The 16,139-nt window shown below is 60.9% G+C and carries 12 protein-coding genes; 8 read left to right on the plus strand and 4 right to left on the minus strand.

Translation table 11 applies throughout. From position 1 onward, the window contains the following. Position 1 precedes the first annotated feature (1 nt). A complete protein-coding gene (dcd, locus tag OU26_RS07220; RefSeq protein ID WP_021913106.1) occupies positions 2 to 583 on the plus strand; it encodes a dCTP deaminase in 582 nt (193 codons plus the stop codon). A gap of 24 nt (positions 584 to 607) precedes the next feature. Here the strand turns inward: dcd and OU26_RS07225 are convergent, their stop codons facing one another. Continuing rightward, positions 608 to 1,390, minus strand: coding sequence for an alpha/beta hydrolase (locus tag OU26_RS07225; RefSeq protein ID WP_026646767.1), 783 nt, complete (start codon positions 1,388 to 1,390; stop codon positions 608 to 610). 249 nt (positions 1,391 to 1,639) lie between these two features. Beyond that, positions 1,640 to 3,724, minus strand: coding sequence for a cation:proton antiporter (locus OU26_RS07230; RefSeq protein ID WP_026646766.1), 2,085 nt, complete (start codon positions 3,722 to 3,724; stop codon positions 1,640 to 1,642). A gap of 168 nt (positions 3,725 to 3,892) precedes the next feature. Here OU26_RS07230 and OU26_RS07235 point away from each other — a divergent pair, with 168 nt between their 5' ends. Both OU26_RS07235 and OU26_RS07240 read left to right on the plus strand, forming a co-directional pair. Beyond that, positions 3,893 to 4,342, plus strand: a complete 450-nt coding sequence (locus OU26_RS07235) for a nucleoside deaminase (protein WP_026646765.1) — start codon at positions 3,893 to 3,895, stop codon at positions 4,340 to 4,342. A 106-nt stretch (positions 4,343 to 4,448) separates the two neighbouring features. After that, positions 4,449 to 6,743 (plus strand): alpha-galactosidase, encoded by a 2,295-nt coding sequence (locus OU26_RS07240; protein ID WP_026646764.1) that lies wholly within the window; start codon positions 4,449 to 4,451, stop codon positions 6,741 to 6,743. 225 nt (positions 6,744 to 6,968) lie between these two features. Here the strand turns inward: OU26_RS07240 and OU26_RS07245 are convergent, their stop codons facing one another. After that, positions 6,969 to 8,180 carry an ROK family transcriptional regulator gene (locus OU26_RS07245; protein WP_026646763.1) on the minus strand — a complete coding sequence of 404 codons (1,212 nt, stop codon included), beginning with the start codon at positions 8,178 to 8,180 and terminating at the stop codon, positions 6,969 to 6,971. A 198-nt stretch (positions 8,181 to 8,378) separates the two neighbouring features. Here OU26_RS07245 and OU26_RS07250 point away from each other — a divergent pair, with 198 nt between their 5' ends. The 5 genes from OU26_RS07250 (at position 8,379) to ilvA (ending at position 15,091) form a co-directional block, all read left to right on the plus strand. After that, on the plus strand, positions 8,379 to 9,671 hold the full coding sequence (locus OU26_RS07250) for an ABC transporter substrate-binding protein (RefSeq protein ID WP_026646762.1): 1,293 nt from the start codon (positions 8,379 to 8,381) through the stop codon (positions 9,669 to 9,671). Positions 9,672 to 9,685: 14 nt separating this feature from the next. Further along, on the plus strand, positions 9,686 to 10,618 hold the full coding sequence (locus OU26_RS07255) for a carbohydrate ABC transporter permease (protein WP_026646761.1): 933 nt from the start codon (positions 9,686 to 9,688) through the stop codon (positions 10,616 to 10,618). Between the two features lie 18 nt (positions 10,619 to 10,636). Beyond that, positions 10,637 to 11,527 (plus strand): carbohydrate ABC transporter permease, encoded by an 891-nt coding sequence (locus tag OU26_RS07260; protein ID WP_026646760.1) that lies wholly within the window; start codon positions 10,637 to 10,639, stop codon positions 11,525 to 11,527. A gap of 317 nt (positions 11,528 to 11,844) precedes the next feature. Further along, positions 11,845 to 13,665, plus strand: a complete 1,821-nt coding sequence (locus OU26_RS07265) for a glycoside hydrolase family 13 protein (protein WP_026646759.1) — start codon at positions 11,845 to 11,847, stop codon at positions 13,663 to 13,665. Positions 13,666 to 13,825: 160 nt separating this feature from the next. Continuing rightward, positions 13,826 to 15,091, plus strand: a complete 1,266-nt coding sequence (ilvA, locus tag OU26_RS07270; protein ID WP_026646758.1) for a threonine ammonia-lyase — start codon at positions 13,826 to 13,828, stop codon at positions 15,089 to 15,091. 100 nt (positions 15,092 to 15,191) lie between these two features. Here the strand turns inward: ilvA and OU26_RS07275 are convergent, their stop codons facing one another. Beyond that, complete coding sequence (locus tag OU26_RS07275) at positions 15,192 to 15,953, minus strand: Sir2 family NAD-dependent protein deacetylase (protein ID WP_026646757.1); 762 nt, start codon at positions 15,951 to 15,953, stop codon at positions 15,192 to 15,194. Between the last annotated feature and the right edge of the window lie 186 nt (positions 15,954 to 16,139).

A 16,139-nucleotide genomic window follows, 5' to 3' on the forward strand; every position in this document is an offset into this window, starting at 1 on the left:
GATGCTGCTGTCCGATCGCGACATTCTCGCCGCACAGGCCGACGGTCACATCTCACTCGATCCGTGGACCCCGGAAATGGTGCAGCCGGCGTCGATCGACGTGCGATTGGACCGTTTCTTCCGCCTGTTCAACAACCATGCGTACACGTACGTGGATCCCGCCGAAAACCAGGGCGAGCTGACCGAACAGTTCGAAGTCAAGTCGGACGAGCCGTGGATCCTGCATCCGGGCGAGTTCGCGCTCGGCTCCACATGGGAGTATGTGAAGCTTGATGCGACGATCGCCGCGCGTCTTGAAGGCAAAAGCTCGCTCGGTCGCCTCGGCATCCTCACCCACTCCACCGCGGGCTTCATCGACCCGGGCTTCGAAGGCCATATCACGCTGGAGCTGTCCAACGTGTCGACGTTGCCGGTGAAGCTGTGGCCGGGCATGAAGATCGGCCAGATGTGCTTCTTCCAGCTGAGCTCGCCCGCCGAGCATCCGTACGGTTCCGCCGGCACCGGCTCGCACTACCAGGGCCAGCGTGGCCCGACCCCGAGCCGCTCCTACGTGAACTTCTACAAGGCCGATATCACCGACTGATTTGACCGCTACCCCGCGCGGGATTCACAGAATCCCCGGCGCGATGTCATGTACGGCGAGCCAGCCGCGCAGGTCGCTGAACTCGTCGAGGCTGACGGAATGGTCGAGTCCACGGTAGCTTTTCGCGGTGAGGAACGTGTGCTCGTCCAGCCAGGCGCTCATGGCGAAAAGCTCCGGCTTGGCGATCACCGTATCGCTATTGCCGTAACCGAAGAACGTGGGAATGTTAAGTGGCGCGATACGGTCGTCGGCGGGCGCTGTGCCGCGGACGAGCCCCGGCGCAAGGAATCCGGACAGTGAAATCGACGCACGGTAGCGTTCCGGATGCACGCGCAGCAGATGGATCGCCAGCAGACCACCTTGGGAAAAGCCGATCGGCACGACGGCACGGTCTTCGGGAACGTTCTGCGACACCCAATCGTCGATCGCCATGGCCGCGGCGAACGCGTCACGGTCGAGGTCTTCGCCGGACGGCACGCAATCATGGAACCAGGAGTACGCGCCCGGAGCGAACGTGCCGGCCGCCTGCAGCGTCAACGGCGCGCGCAGCGAAACGTAATCGTTGTATGGTGCGATGTATCGCATCATGTCGGCAAGGTCGGCCTCGTTCGATCCCCAGCCGTGCAGGCATAGGAACAGCGGCCGTTTCGGCGCCGCGTTGCCGCCGCCGCGCGAATACTGGACGTGCGTCACCTGCAGCGGTTCGCCGAAGCGGCCCGGCACCACATCCGATTCGCGTCCGACCAGCTCCATCTCGTTGCTGTTGCCTGCGGTCTGCGGAATTTCGTGTTCGATTGCGTCGCTCATACCTTCCCAATATAGCGTGCGCCCGTGGCTTGAAAAGGTGGCCGTGAAAAAAGAAGACCCCGGTGGGATTGACCACCGGGGAGAGAAAGGAGAGAGAAGAAGAAAGGGTTCAATTGTCGGGAACTCTTGTGTTCCTGGTCGGCTCGTTGTGCTGACAGCTCATATATAACCATTCGATGCTGGGCACATGTCTGGTGTTTTCTGAAAACTTCCTGAGAATCCAGCGGCATATGTCCAGGTAAGCCCCCGTCAGAGCTGCGCGTCGGCGTCCACGCTCATCACATATACGTTGCGTCGCAGCTGCTTGCTTTGCGCGCGCGTGACGTCGCCGGCCTCATACATGTCCTGAATCACGCCCAACTCGATGCCGTAGCTTTCGCGCTTGACCTCTTCGGCCTGCTCCTGCGCTTCGGCGCTGAGACCCATGTTCGGCCGCGCCCGCAACGCGGATTCGCTGCGTCGGTAATCGAGCAGCAAACCGGAGCAGTGCTCGGTGTTGTATGTGCCGCGGCCCATTTCCTCATACAGCCGGTCGATCACATGTTCGATCGCATCCACTTGGACCACGCGCGTATGCGCGAACAGTTCGTCGTCGCTGAACAGCGGGGTCGTGCGCCGGATGCGGCTGTTCACGCGTTTCGCCAACGTGCCCATGCGCCGCTGCAGCGCCTTGTACCGGCCTTTGACGCGCCAGATCATACGGCCTGAATTGTGCGCGGTCTCGATGTGGCGCAGCGAGCTCATGATCTGGTCGAGCAAGCGCTCGCAGGCCTCGGCCTCCAGATCGTTCGCGGCGCGGTTCTCGGCGGGATTCGCCTTGATCGCCGCGCGCACGCCAGCCAGACGGTTCTTGACGTACTCCTTCTCCCAGTTGAGCGCGTCGATCTGCAGCTGCATATACCCCTGCGGATCGATTTCGCCGGTGCGTTGTTTCAACCGCGTGATGCGTTTCGTATACGAATCGATGACCATAAGCACCGCCCGACGGTTGTCCGGCGTGACACGGCCCGACAGCTCTTCGACCGTCCGCCGCAGCACTTCGATGGTGATCTCCGTCATTTCCGTCGACGTGTCCTTGTCGCGATTCGGCGCAAGCAGCGGCAGCAGGAAATTCGCCAGCAGCAGCGTTACCACAATCACACCGCCGGCTATGAAGATCAGTTCGTCGCGCATCGGGAAAGCCGCGCCGGCCGCCAGCGTGTACGGAATCGTGAACATCAGCGACAGCGTGATGGTGCCTTTCGGCCCGCCGAACGTCATGACCGCGGCGGATCTCCAGCGGCTCGCCGTCATCTTGCGCCGCATGCCGGTGGCGGTGTCGCGCGCGAGCCGCAGCATCAGCGAGATCCACAGGAATCGCATGACGATCACCACTGCGGCGACCACGAGGATCGCGGCCAGCAGCAGCCGGTTGCTGACATGCGGATCATCCCAGCTTGTCGACATCGCTCGCGGCAACAGCATGCCAAGCAGAATGAACACCGTGCCGTTGAGCGAGAACGACAGCACGCCCCACACGCTTGACGACACGATGTTCGTGCGTGCCACATTCGGTCCGATGCCGGTGCGGTCGAAACGGATGATCAGGCCGGCGGCCACCACCGACAGAATGCCGGAGACGTGCGCCGCCTCCGCGCCCAGATACAGAATGAACGGCAGGAACAGCTCCATGAGGATGCGGCTGGTGGTCGTCTCCCAGCCGAGGGAACGCAATGATTCGAACAACAGGTCGGCCATGGTGCCCACCGCAAGGCCGAAGATCGCGCCGCCGAAGAACGAGATCACGAATTGCGCGGCCGACTCGCCCACTTCGAACACGCCGCTGACCGCCGCCGCGATGGCGAACTGGAAGCCGACGATGCCGGAAGCGTCATTGAATAGCGATTCGCCTTTCAAGACGCTCGTCTGACGTTCGGTCAGCGCCGCCTCCTTGCCAAGCGACGACACCGCGACCGCATCGGTCGGTCCGAGCGCGGCGCCGAGCGCAAGCGCCGCGGCGAGCGGAATCGCAGGCCAGACGGCGTGCAATGCGAAACCGACCACCACCATGGTCGCAATCGCCAGACCGATCGCCAGCGACAATGACAGCTTGACGGATTTCAGCAGTTCGGCCTTGTCGATCTCATGCGCCTCCAAATACAGCAGCGGCGCGATGAACAGCACCATGAACAATTCCGGATCGAGCGTCACATCCGGAAAGAATGGCAGCTGCGAGGCCAATGCCCCCAGCGCGATCTGCACAAGCGGCGTGGAGACCTTGGGTATGAAACGGCTCAGGAACGAGGACAGCACGACGGCAGCGATGATGCATAGAATCAACTCGAATACTGCCAACGTGCCTCCTTTGCGCGTATTTCCAACCTTTTCAGCCTACCAAGAGACGGTTATGGGCGTGTTTCGCCATGGGCGTGACTCGTGTTTGCCGCGTTGGACGTGGGTGCGGGGTGGATGCGCAGGCCAGGCGTCCGGCCCGGTCGCATGGCCGCCGCTACACTGTGGCGTATGCGATGGGACGATGATATGGAACCGGCGATCGCGCTGGCCCGCGAAGCCGCCGCGGATGGCGAGGTGCCGGTCGGCGCCGTCGTGCTTGACGCCGATGGCCGGGTGATTGGCCGCGGCCGGAACCTGCGTGAGACGCATGCCGATCCGCTTGCCCACGCCGAAGTCAAGGCGATGACTGAGGCTGCCGCCTCGCTTGGCACTTGGAATCTCGCCGATTGCACGCTTGTCGTCACGTTGGAGCCGTGCCCCATGTGCGCCGGCGCCTGCCTGCAGACGCATATCGGACGTATCGTGTTCGGCGCGTGGGACGCCAAGTTGGGCGCATGCGGCTCGGTATGGGACATTCCCCGCGATCCGCACGTCGGTCTTGTGCCGGAAGTGGTCGGCGGTGTGCGCGAAACGGAATGCGGGCGATTGATGACCGATTTCTTCGCACACCGACGCTAATTACTTTCCAAAAGCAACAAACACGCAGGGCGAGGGGAAGAAAAATGGCGTGCAGTACCATCGAAGCGTCGTACCAACCAAAGAATCGCAAGAAAAGGATGCTGCAATGACGCTCATTCAGACCTTCCATGGCACCGCTTCAAACGGCACCCCCCTCACTGCCGTGTACGCCGAGCAGCCGGCCGCCGCCGCGGCCTTCGCTCTGGTGTTCCCAGGCAGCGATTTGCCAAGATTCGTGCATTGGGGCCGCCCGCTCACCGCACCGGAAACCGTGATCAACACATTCGACGCGCTCGCTCCGCAACGCGTTTCCGGAGCCCTCGACTACACCGCATGGCCGAGCGTGCTGCCGACGCAATCCGAAGCATGGTCCGGCTCCGACCGTTTCGACGTGCGCCGTGACGGCGTGGAACTGTTCTGCAAGTTCCAGGTCACCGACATCAAAGCCGAAACCGTGGCCGCCGGCAAAACCTACACCATGGCCGAAAAAGACGGCTACCCCAGCTGGAGCGTGGCCTCCGAGCCCAAGCAGACGCCTACCGTCACCGTCACTGCCGAGGACGTGGAACAATGCGTGAAACTTACGTGGACCTGTGAGCTCGATGAAACCGGCCTCATCCGCCAGCATGCGGAGGTGACGAACACCGGCGAGGGGCGACTCGAGATCGGCAAGATCGAACTTGCATTCAGCGTGCCCGCCGACGCCAGCGAGATCCTCACCACCACCGGTCACCATCTGCGTGAGCGTTCCCCGCAGCGCCAGGATTTCACCATCGGACGCTTCGCCAAATCCTCCATGGTCGGCCGTCCGGACTTCGACGCCACCCTGCTGCTCAGCGTTGGCGAGCGGGGCTTCGGCTTCACCCACGGCAACGTCTACTCCGCGCACGTGGCTTGGAGCGGCAACAGCGTTCTGTCCGCGGAACGCCTGCCCTACACCACTGGCGTGATCGGTGGCGGCGAAGTGCTCTTCGGCGGCGAAGTCGGTCTGGAACACGGTGAAAGCTACACCACGCCATGGCTCGTCGGTTCCTACGGCGAGGGACTCAACGAGGTCGCCTCCCGCTTCCATGGCTACATCCGCCGTGTGCACCGCGACTGGCTCGTGGACCACGGCATCGCGCCCAAGCCGCGCCCGGTCATCCTCAACACGTGGGAGGCCGTCTACTTCAACCACGATTACGACACCCTGACCGCGCTCGCAGACAAGGCCGTGGAAAGCGGCGTGGAACGCTTCGTCGTGGATGACGGCTGGTTCGGCGCACGCCGTGACGACACCGCCGGTTTGGGCGACTGGCAGATCTCCCAGGACGTCTGGCCCGATGGGGACAAGTCCCTGAAGGCGCTCGCCGACTACGTGCACGGCAAGGGCCTCGAATTCGGCCTGTGGTTCGAGCCGGAAATGGTCAACCCCGATTCCGACCTGTTCCGCAACCATCCGGACTGGGTCCTGAAGCCCACCGCGGGCCGCCTGCCGATGCAGGGACGCACTCAGCAGGTCGTCGATCTCACCAATCCTGACGCGTACGCGTACATCTACGGCGCCATGGACAAGCTCGTCGGCGAACTCGGCATCGACTACATCAAATGGGATCACAACAAGCTCGTCACCGAAGAGGTCTCACCGCTGACCGGCCGTCCGGCTGCGCACGCACAGACGCTCGCCGTGTACCGCATCTTCACCGATCTGAAAGCCGCGCACCCCGGTCTGGAAATCGAAAGCTGCTCCTCCGGCGGCGGCCGTATCGATTTGGGCATTCTTTCGATCGCCGACCGCGTGTGGGCGTCCGATTGCGTCGACCCGGTGGAGCGTGCCGACATCCAGCGCTACACGTCGCTGCTGGTGCCGCCGGAGATGATCGGCGAGCACGTGGGCGCCTCCCCGGCGCATTCCACGCACCGCGCCACATCGCAGGAAATGCGCATGGCCATGGCCTTCTTCGGCCACATGGGCATCGAATGGAACCTGCTCAAGGAACCGCAGGAGGACATCGACAAGCTCGCCGAATGGACCGCCGAATTCAAGAAGCACCGCGAATGGTTCGCCGTCGACACCGTCGTGCATTCCGACGCGGCCGACCCCGCCGTGCGTGTGGACGGTTGCGTGATGCCGAACAAGGCCGCCGCGATCTACCGTTTCACCCAGCTGACCACCTCGCAGACCTACCCGGCCGCTCCCGTGAAGCTGCCCGGCCTCGATCCGGACGCCGTATACGAGGTGTCCCCGCTCGACGTGAGCCTCGACCTGGCCAAGCAGGACATCGGCAACGGCCAGAGCCCGCTCGGCTGGTGGACCGCCGACGGTGTGAAGATGACCGGCCGCGCGCTCGCCACCTACGGCATCCGTACGCCGGCGTTGCATCCCGCACAGGCCGTCCTTTTCAAGGCCGTCCGTGCGTGATGCCTTCGCAGCAGGCTGCTCACTTCGCCTACGGAGGCTCCGCTGGACCCTCCGTTTGACGGCTCAGCCCGCACAGGCCGTCCTTTTCAAGGTGGTGCGCGTCTGAAGTAACTGGTTTACTTTCTGATTCGCTTCCGATTTATTTTTGATTTGCCGGCACTGACCCCCTTCAGCGCCGGCAAATCGTGTAATCAGCCTATGTATCGGCTGTATCGGTCTGCGTATTCATCCCACATACTGCCGGATGGCCTGTGCCGCGGCGGCCTTGGCCCACAACGCCCAGTCGTGCTCGGCGATTTCAAAATCGACCGGCGCCGCCTGGCTATGCCGATACATGGTGATGCCATTGCGCAGATCATCTACGCCGAGTTTCGCGATGAACGACGATTCGCCGGCGATCATGATTTTGTCCGGCATGGCGAGATTGGCGATGGCCGCGATCATGGTGCCCAGTCTGAAGCAGGTGCGGTTCACCAGATTCGTGGCTTGCGTCTTGCTGGCGCGCGCATCGGCTGCGAATTCTTCGAACGTTACGGGATGCCCGATCATATTCGAGTATTCGGTCGCGATTGAATTGTCGGACAGGCATTGCGCGCAGCCTTTGTGTCCGGAGATGCAGCGCGGCCCATCAGGGTCGACCAGAATGTGCCCGACCAAGCCGTAGCTTTTGTCCGGGCAGCTCGCCAAATCGCCATTCACCGATAATGAATAGCCGACGCCCGCGCCGAAGGTGAGCACCGCGAAACTGTTCAGGCCGACGCCTGAGCCGAACCAACAGGCGTCCACCAGCAGGGAATCGATATCGTTGTAGATGCCGGCCGGCAATCCGGTCGCTGCGTGCACCATCTTCGAAAACTCCACCGGCCGCGACCAGTGCAGGAACGGTGCGAAGGTGACCGACGCATCGTCGATGATGTGCCCGCCAAGCGAAATGCCCACGGCGCATGGGCGAGGCAATCCCGCCATCACCGCCTCGTCGGAACAGTCGGTCGTCAATTGCTTGACGACGGCGATCACATTGTCCGGCGATGTTTCCTCGAGCGGCAGATCGTGGCATCCGGTCACGATCTGCCCGATGGCGTTCACGGCGACCGCGGAGATGTGCGTCGCGTTGATTTTCATGCCGATGAACGTGCGGGCGTCCTTGATGATGCGCAGTCCGGTCTGAGGCCGGCCGCGGCGCTCCGAATTCTCCTTCTGCACAAAGCCCTCGGGCAGTTTGCCGGTTTGCCCTGGTGCCATCGGCGTCTCCTCGATGACGCCGGCGTAGATGAGATCACTGGTGATGCGCGATACCGCGCCCTGTGAAAGCCCAAGAATCTGCGCCAGCGTGATCCGTGAGATCGGTCCGTATTTCATAATGCTTGCCGCTATTTTGTGGGTGTATTCCGAGCCTTCGAACCATTGTGGAATTGGAGATTCTGTCACCGTTGTCATACGTCGTTCCCTTTGCTCAGCGTCATGCTCTCAGAATTACTTTTCCAGAATAACAAAACTCGGCTTTTTTCTTTTCCATCAACACGGGGCACGCAGGAAGTGGGAATGAAAACCGTCCTTTTCTACTATCGGAGTCACGACGAACATGGTAAGGAAGCCACGGTTCGTCGCGGACAAGGAAGTAGCAAGGAGTCGAGAATGAAACCTGATTCCACGACCAGTGTAGGCAAGTTTGAAAGGATTGCGCACCGTGTGCTCACGGCCGCATGCGCCATCGCGCTCACGGCCGGTCTCGCGGGCTGCGGCACCAGCACCGCAGGAACCGTAACTTTGGATTTCTTCCAGTTCAAGGCCGAGGCGGCAGATTGGTTCACCGCCAAGGCACGCGAATTCGAGAAAACCCATCCCAATATCACAATCAACGTCAACAACTCATCCGACGCCACCACCGATCTGCGCACGCGTCTGGTGAAGAATCGTGAACCGGATGTCATCACCATCAATGGCGATATCAACTACGGCATGCTTGCCGAGGCCGGTGTGTTCCACGATTTCACCGACGACAAGATCGCGGACGAGCTCAACCCGGGCATGGTGAACATCGCGAAGAGCCTCGTGCAGACCACCGACCAGTCCAAGAAGCGCCTGTACGGCATCCCATACGCGGGCAACGCGAGCGGCTACATCATCAACGCCGATGTGTGGAAGCAGGCCGGCGAGGATCCGGACAATCCGCCGCAGACGTGGAGCGAATTCATCGCGCTGCTCCAGCGACTCAAGGCCAAGGGCGTCACGCCGATCGAGGCGAGCACCGCCGATCCGTGGACGTTGCAGGCGCCGCTCGCATCGCTGAATTCCACGCTGGTGCCGGAATCGGAATACGCGTATCTCAAGGACGGAAGCAAGAAATTCTCCGACTTGTGGACGCCCGTCAGCGGCAAGCTGATCGAAATCTACCAGAACTACACGCAGAAGAATCCGGCCGTCACCTACCAGCAGGCCACCCAGGATCTGGCCAGTGGCAAGGCCGCGATTCTTCCGCTCGGCACGTATGCCATTCCACAGATTCGTTTGATCAACAAGAACGCCAACCTGCGGTTCGCGCAGATGCCAGCCACCGATAACGTCAAGGAACAGCAGCTCACCGCCGGCGATGACGTGATACTGACCATCGGCGCTCACACGAAGCATTACGACGAGGCGCGCGAATTCGTCGACTTCCTGATGAGCGAGGAGAACGTGAAGGACTACTCCAAGCAGCAGTCCGCGTTCACCCCTTACAAGGACACGTACGTGGGCGATGACGCGCTGAACGGCGTGCTCGACTTCTACAAGGCGGGCAGGCTGACCGATTTCTGCGACCATTACGTGCCGGCCAGCATCAACATCGCCGGTTTCCTGCAGACGCTGGTGCAGTCGGGCAATACCAAGCGATTCCTGAACAGCATGCAGTCGGAATACGACAAGATCGAAGCCAGGAACTTCAGGTGAGGGGAGGAACGACAATGACTGGCAATATCTCGGCCAAGGCCGACAAGGCCGCCGCAAAGAAGCCGAAGAAGGTTTCGAAATACTCCAAGCGCAAGGTCGATCCGGCGTTCTACTGGATGACCATTCCCGCGATGATTCTCGTGTGCATCTTCCTGTACCTGCCGTTCCTGCAGGGCGCGATGTACTCGTTCACCAATTCGCAGGGTTACGGCGATTACAAGTTCATCGGCTTCAAGAACTACATCGCGATGTTCCAGGACGCACGCGTCGGCCACGCGTATCTGTTCACGATTTTCATCGCGATTCTGATCACGCTCGGCACGAACATCCTCGGCATGTTCCTGGCGGTGCTGCTGAACTCCAAAATCGCCTTCAAGAACGGCTTCCGAGCCATCTTCTTCATTCCGTACACCCTGTCGGTGCTGGTCATCGGCTACGTGTTCAAGTACATCTTCATGACCCCGCTGCCGGCCCTCGGCCAGGCGCTGCACATCGATTGGCTGTCCACGTCCATGATCTCCAATCCGGATCTGGCATGGTTCCCGATCGTGTTCCTGTCCATCTGGCAGGGTGTGGCCTACTCCACGCTGCTGTACTTGGCGGGTCTGCAGACCATCGACAACGAAATCTATGAGGCCGCGTCCATCGACGGCGTGAACGCCTGGCAGAACTTCTGGCAGATCACGTTCCCGCTGATTGGCCCGTTCTTCACCATCAACATGGTGCTGAGCCTCAAGAACTCGCTCGGCGCGTTCGACCAGATCATGGCATTGACCAAGGGCGGTCCGGATTCCAAGACCGAAACCGTCTCCTACCTGATCTTCCAGAACGGCCTGGGCAACGGCGAATACTCCTACCAGATGGCGAACGCGGTCACGTTCTTCATCGTGCTGGCAATCCTCGCATTCGTGCAGCTGAAGTTCTTCAGCGGCAAGGAAAAGGTCTGAGAGTAAGGGGAAGAAATCATGACTAGCGCAACTGTTGCAACCAAGCCGGCCGCCGCGCAAAGCGGACAATCGCAAGCGAAGCCGGAGAAGATCCGCAAGGACCACAGCATCAACTGGTGGCTGACGGCGGCCGTCGCCGTGCTGAGCCTGACGGTGCTCGTGCCGCTGTACTTCGCCGTCGTCACCGCGCTGAAGACGCCGGGCGAAGCGGGCACGTTCAGCCTGCCGACCACGTGGGAATGGCATAATTTCGCGGACGCGTGGAACAAGGTGAACTATCCGAAGGCCGCGCTCAATTCCGCGATCATCACCGTGTGCGCTGTGGTGCTGACGCTGCTGACGAACACGTTCGTCGCGTACGCCGTGGCAAGGAACATGGATAAGCGGTTCTTCCGCTTCCTGTACTACTTCTTCCTTGCGATGATGTTCGTGCCGTTCACCGTGGTGATGCTGCCGATCGCCAAGGAAATGGGCACCCTGCACCTGGACAACCAGCTCGGCCTGATCGTGCTGTACACGATTCTCGGCATCGGTACGAACCTGTTCATCGCGATCGGCTTCATCCGTTCGATTCCGATTTCGTTGGAAGAGGCGGCGCGCATCGACGGCGCTTCGACCTGGCGCATTTTCTGGACGATTATTTTCCCGTTGATGGGACCGATCAACGCGACAATCGCGATTCTGACCGCGCTGTGGGCGTGGAACGACTTCCTTCTGCCGTTGATCACGCTGACCGACCAGAGCAACCAGACGATTCCGTTGGCGCAGTACGTGTTCCAGAGCCAGTTCACGTCGAACTACCCGATGGCTTTCGCCTCCTACCTGATGGCCATGGCCCCGGTCCTCATCGTCTACATCTTCGCCCAAAAGTGGGTCGTTGGTGGTGTGATGCGCGGAGCCGTGAAGTGAGCAGTCCTGTGGACTGTTCATAGGCTCCTCCTGAGCGAGCCGATAGGCGAGCGAAGGCAGGAACAACGCGGCCGTAGGCCGTCTGCTTGTGAAGTAAAACTTCACAGCGCCGAGCGGGAATCCTCGTTTCCCCTTTTTCGAGGATTCCCGCTTTTTCGTATGCATTGATGTGATTCCGAAGGGCGCATCCCGCTTGCATATATCTTTCATTTCCTGCTTTGCAAAACGCGCCGCAGGCAAGAAAGAAAAAACGCTTTACGTACCATGGGATATAGCAAAGTTCATCCATTCCACTTAGGCAAAGGAGCTCAATCGCGATGACGAATTTCAATCGTTCCACCCTCCCCGACAGCGTCCGCTCCAACGGCGCCACCCCGAACCCGTGGTGGGCCAACGCGGTCGTCTACCAGATCTATCCGCGTTCCTTCCAGGATTCCAACGGCGACGGCATCGGCGACCTGAAGGGCATCACCAGCCGTCTCGACTATCTCGCCGACCTTGGCGTGGACGTGCTGTGGCTCTCCCCGGTGTACAAGTCCCCGCAGGACGACAACGGCTACGACATCTCCGACTACCAGGACATCGACCCGCTGTTCGGCACGCTCGAGGACATGGACGAGCTGCTCGCCGAGGCTCACAAGCGCGGCCTGAAGATCGTGATGGACCTCGTCGTGAACCACACCTCCGACGAGCACGCCTGGTTCCAGGCCTCCCGTGACAAGAACGATCCGCACGCCGACTGGTATTGGTGGCGTCCCGCCAAGCCGGGCCACGAGCCGGGCGCTCCGGGCGCCGAGCCGAACCAGTGGGGCTCCTACTTCGGCGGCTCCGCATGGGAGTACGACCCGAAGCGCGGCGAATACTTCTTCCACCAGTACTCCAAGAAGCAGCCCGACCTCAACTGGGAGAACCCCGAGGTGCGCAAGGCTGTCTACAAGATGATGAACTGGTGGATGGATCGCGGCATCGACGGCTTCCGCATGGACGTGATCACCCAGATCTCCAAGACCGTCGACAAGAACGGCAGGCTGCCGGGCGAGGACGGTTCCGAAATCGCCGATCTGCCGGTCGGCGAGGAAGGCTATTCCAGCCCGTTCCCGTTCTGCTCCAACGGTCCGCGTCTCGACGAGTTCCTCGCCGAAATGCGCCGTGAGGTGTTCGAAGGCCGTGAGGGCTACATCAACGTGGGCGAGGCCCCGGGCGTCACCCCGGACCGCAACGAGTTCATCACCGATCCGGCTCACAAGGAACTCGACATGCTGTTCCTGTTCGACCACGTTGGCATCGACCAGGAAGGCTCCAAGTGGAACACCGTCCCGTTCGAGGTCAAGAATCTGCGCGCGAGCCTCGCCGCGCAGCAGGAGGCCGTGAGGAACGCCGGCTGGGCCAGCCTGTTCTTCTGCAACCACGACCAGCCGCGCGTCGTCTCCCGCTGGGGCAACGACTCCGACCGCGGCTCTCGCGAGCTTAGCGCCAAGGCGTTCGGCATGCTGCTGCACATGCATCGCGGCACTCCGTACATCTACGAGGGCGAGGAGCTGGGCATGACCAACGCCCACTTCACCAAGCTGGAACAGTACCGCGATCTGGAGGCCCTCAACGGCTACCGTCAGCGCGTGGAGGAAGCCAAGTGCCAGTCGTCCGAATCCATGATGGCCGCGCTCGCCCTCATCGGACGCGACAACGCGCGCACCCCCATGCAATGGGACGCCTCCAAATACGCCGGCTTCACCGCGCCAGACGCGCCCGTCGAACCATGGATCAGCGTCAATCCGAACCACGTGGAGATCAACGCCGCCGAGGAATTCGACGATCCGGAATCCGTGTACACGTTCTACAAGAAGCTCATTGCCATGCGCCACAACAGCGCCACCATCGCGGCCGGCGAATGGCATCTGCTCGCTGCCGACGATGAGCAGGTGTACGCCTTCACGCGCGTTGACGGCGACGATACGATTCTCGTTGCCGTCAACCTCACCGACAGGTCCGCGGCGCTGCCTTCGGACGTGGCGGAGCTGCTTTCCGACGGCGTAAACGAATCGCAAGTACTGCTTAGCACCTATGATGCTATGCATAGCGTAAAGTCGATCGCTCACGGCGAGCTTGCTCGCTGGGAGGGAGTCGTGATTCAGCTCTGATCGATCTTTCCCTATAACTCTCTGCGGAACGTCCGGCAGGTTCATCACGAAACCTGTCGGACGTTTCTTTTTCCGTGCGATTCTGAGGCACGGCCGGGATTCGATTGCGATTCGGCAATCGCACGGCATTTTCGGCAGACGTGCGCTTACAATAACGTCCATGGAACAAAACGAGGTGCTCAAAGCATTGCGGCGTGATCATGCCGCCGAATTGAAACTGGCCGCCGAACGACTGAAGGGCACCGCACGCCATACGGAAATTATTCCGTCCCCCGTGCTGTCCGAGATGACCGGACATGAGATTTTGCTCAAGCCGGAAAATCTCCAGGTCACCGGATCGTTCAAGATCCGTGGCGCATACAACAAGATCGCATCGCTGACCGACGAACAGCTCTCGCACGGCATCGTCACCGCATCCGCAGGCAACCATGCGCAGGGTGTGGCATACGCGGCCCGCGAACGTGGCGCGAAGGCCACCATCTGCATGCCGCAGATCACGCCGCCGCTGAAGGTGGATGCCACCAAGGCCTATGGCGCCGACGTGGTGCTGTGTGGTGAGGTGTTCGACGAAGCGGCCGCTCACGCGCAGGAGCTGAGCGACAACGAAGGCATGATCTATGTTCCGCCGTTCGACGATTACGAGGTGCTGTGCGGACAAGGCACCATTGGTCTTGAGATCCTCGAAGATGTGCCGAACGTCACCGACGTGGTCGTGCCGCTCGGCGGTGGTGGTCTGGGCGCCGGCGTGGCGCTCGCCATCAAGACATTCAAGCCGGAAGTGCGTGTGATCGGCGCCATTCCGGAGGGAAGCCCCGCTTGGAAGAATTCGTTGGCCGCCGGTCATGTGGTGCCGGCCGACCAGGTGCGCACGTCGGCCGAAGGCGTTGCCGTGAAGCGCCCGGGCGATCTCACGTTCGCGCTGCTCAACGAATTCCTTGATGACCTGGTCACCGTCACCGAGCGTGACATCAACGAGATGATTCTGCTCATGCTGGAGAAGCACAAGCTGGTGGTTGAGGCCGCTGGTGCGGTGTCTCTGGCTGCGCTTGAGCATCTGAATCTGCGTTCTCGCAAGTTCGCTGAGGCGCAGGGCCCGCATGTGGTGGTGCCGATTCTTTCCGGTGGCAATGAGGATACGGTCTCCATCAGCGCGGTGATTCAGAAGGGCATGATTGCCCGTGGCCGCATCATGAACTTCGAGGTTGAGCTTCCGGATACCCCTGGCCAGCTTGTCAAGGTGGCCACGATTCTGGCCGAGCAGCGCGCCAACGTCATCGCACTCGATCACGACCAGTTCAAGGCTTCCAGCCATTACACTGATTCGGTTTCCTTGGACGTCACCGTTGAGACCAACGGCCCTGAGCACATCGACCGCATCCTTGACGCGATGCGCGCGGCCGGTTTCCGGCCCAAGCGCATCTACTGATTTCCCACGGTGGATAAGCGCGGATTCTCGCATATCTTCCGCATCAAAGAAGGCTCCTCAAACCCAATCAGGTTGAGGAGCCTTGCTTGTTCATTCGGTGTTATTTGCCCTGTTCCGCGGCGATCGTCTCATCGACCAACTGCGGCAGCGCGACCGCGATGTCGTCGCGGATCAGCCGTGTGGCCAGGCGATCGTATTGCGTGCGACCCATGTTCATGATGGTGATCGGCACGCCCGCCTGCGCGGCGACCGGCACAATGCTTGCCGCCGGCATCACTTCCAGCGTGGATCCGATGACCCACAATTCGTCGGCCTGCGTGGCCAGCCGGTACGATTTCTCGATCGCGCCGTCCGGCAGCGCTTCGCCAAAGTAGACGACGTCGGTTTTGATCAGCCCATTGCATGGCATATTGCCGCTGTATGGCAGCTTGCGATGGCAGTGCGGATCCGGCTCGTTGTCGAGATTCGCCATGATGTCCGCCGTGTTGTATTTCGCATGGCATTTCATGCAGTGCGAGGTGCCGATGGTGCCGTGCAGATTGATGATGATGTCGCTGCTATTGCCTGCCTTTTCGTGCAGCGCGTCAAAATTCTGCGTGGCCAGCAAGGTCAGCATGCCCGCTTGTTCCAGTTTGACGAGTGCCTTGTGCGCGGTGCCCGGCTGCGCATTCCATACTGGCGATTCTTTCTGCCAGCGCCACGAATACTCGCGGTCCTCCTTGTTGGCCAGGAACGCGTCGATGTCGTATACGTTCATTTGCTCTGGATGCTTGGTCCACACGCCGTTCGGTCCGCGGAAGTCGGGGATGCCTGCGGACGTGGAGATGCCCGCGCCCGTCAATACTGCGATTTTCTTGCTCATACCTCCATACATACCACCGCGCGGTTTCCGTTGTTCGGCTTTTTTCTTTTCCATGGTTTTGTTGCGATTGCGCAATGCATGTTTTTAAGGTGACCGACACGCCGTATGTTGTTGTTTTCGCGTTCGCCTGGCCGTGGTTTTGGCGTCCTGTGATGGGTTTCGGGTCGCGTTTGGCTCGTTTTCGAC

This window comes from Bifidobacterium ruminantium DSM 6489 (genome assembly GCF_000770925.1).
GTDB lineage: Bacteria > Actinomycetota > Actinomycetes > Actinomycetales > Bifidobacteriaceae > Bifidobacterium > Bifidobacterium ruminantium.

Bases quoted from the DNA above. Each gene is read 5' to 3' on its own strand.
- dcd (WP_021913106.1), top strand. From the start codon at position 2: ATGCTGCTGTCCGATCGCGACATTCTCGCCGCACAGGCCGACGGTCAC.
- OU26_RS07225 (WP_026646767.1), bottom strand. From the start codon at position 1,390: ATGAGCGACGCAATCGAACACGAAATTCCGCAGACCGCAGGCAACAGC.
- OU26_RS07235 (WP_026646765.1), top strand. From the start codon at position 3,893: ATGCGATGGGACGATGATATGGAACCGGCGATCGCGCTGGCCCGCGAA.
- OU26_RS07240 (WP_026646764.1), top strand. From the start codon at position 4,449: ATGACGCTCATTCAGACCTTCCATGGCACCGCTTCAAACGGCACCCCC.
- OU26_RS07245 (WP_026646763.1), bottom strand. From the start codon at position 8,180: ATGACAACGGTGACAGAATCTCCAATTCCACAATGGTTCGAAGGCTCG.
- OU26_RS07250 (WP_026646762.1), top strand. From the start codon at position 8,379: ATGAAACCTGATTCCACGACCAGTGTAGGCAAGTTTGAAAGGATTGCG.
- OU26_RS07255 (WP_026646761.1), top strand. From the start codon at position 9,686: ATGACTGGCAATATCTCGGCCAAGGCCGACAAGGCCGCCGCAAAGAAG.
- OU26_RS07260 (WP_026646760.1), top strand. From the start codon at position 10,637: ATGACTAGCGCAACTGTTGCAACCAAGCCGGCCGCCGCGCAAAGCGGA.
- OU26_RS07265 (WP_026646759.1), top strand. From the start codon at position 11,845: ATGACGAATTTCAATCGTTCCACCCTCCCCGACAGCGTCCGCTCCAAC.
- ilvA (WP_026646758.1), top strand. From the start codon at position 13,826: ATGGAACAAAACGAGGTGCTCAAAGCATTGCGGCGTGATCATGCCGCC.
- OU26_RS07275 (WP_026646757.1), bottom strand. From the start codon at position 15,953: ATGAGCAAGAAAATCGCAGTATTGACGGGCGCGGGCATCTCCACGTCC.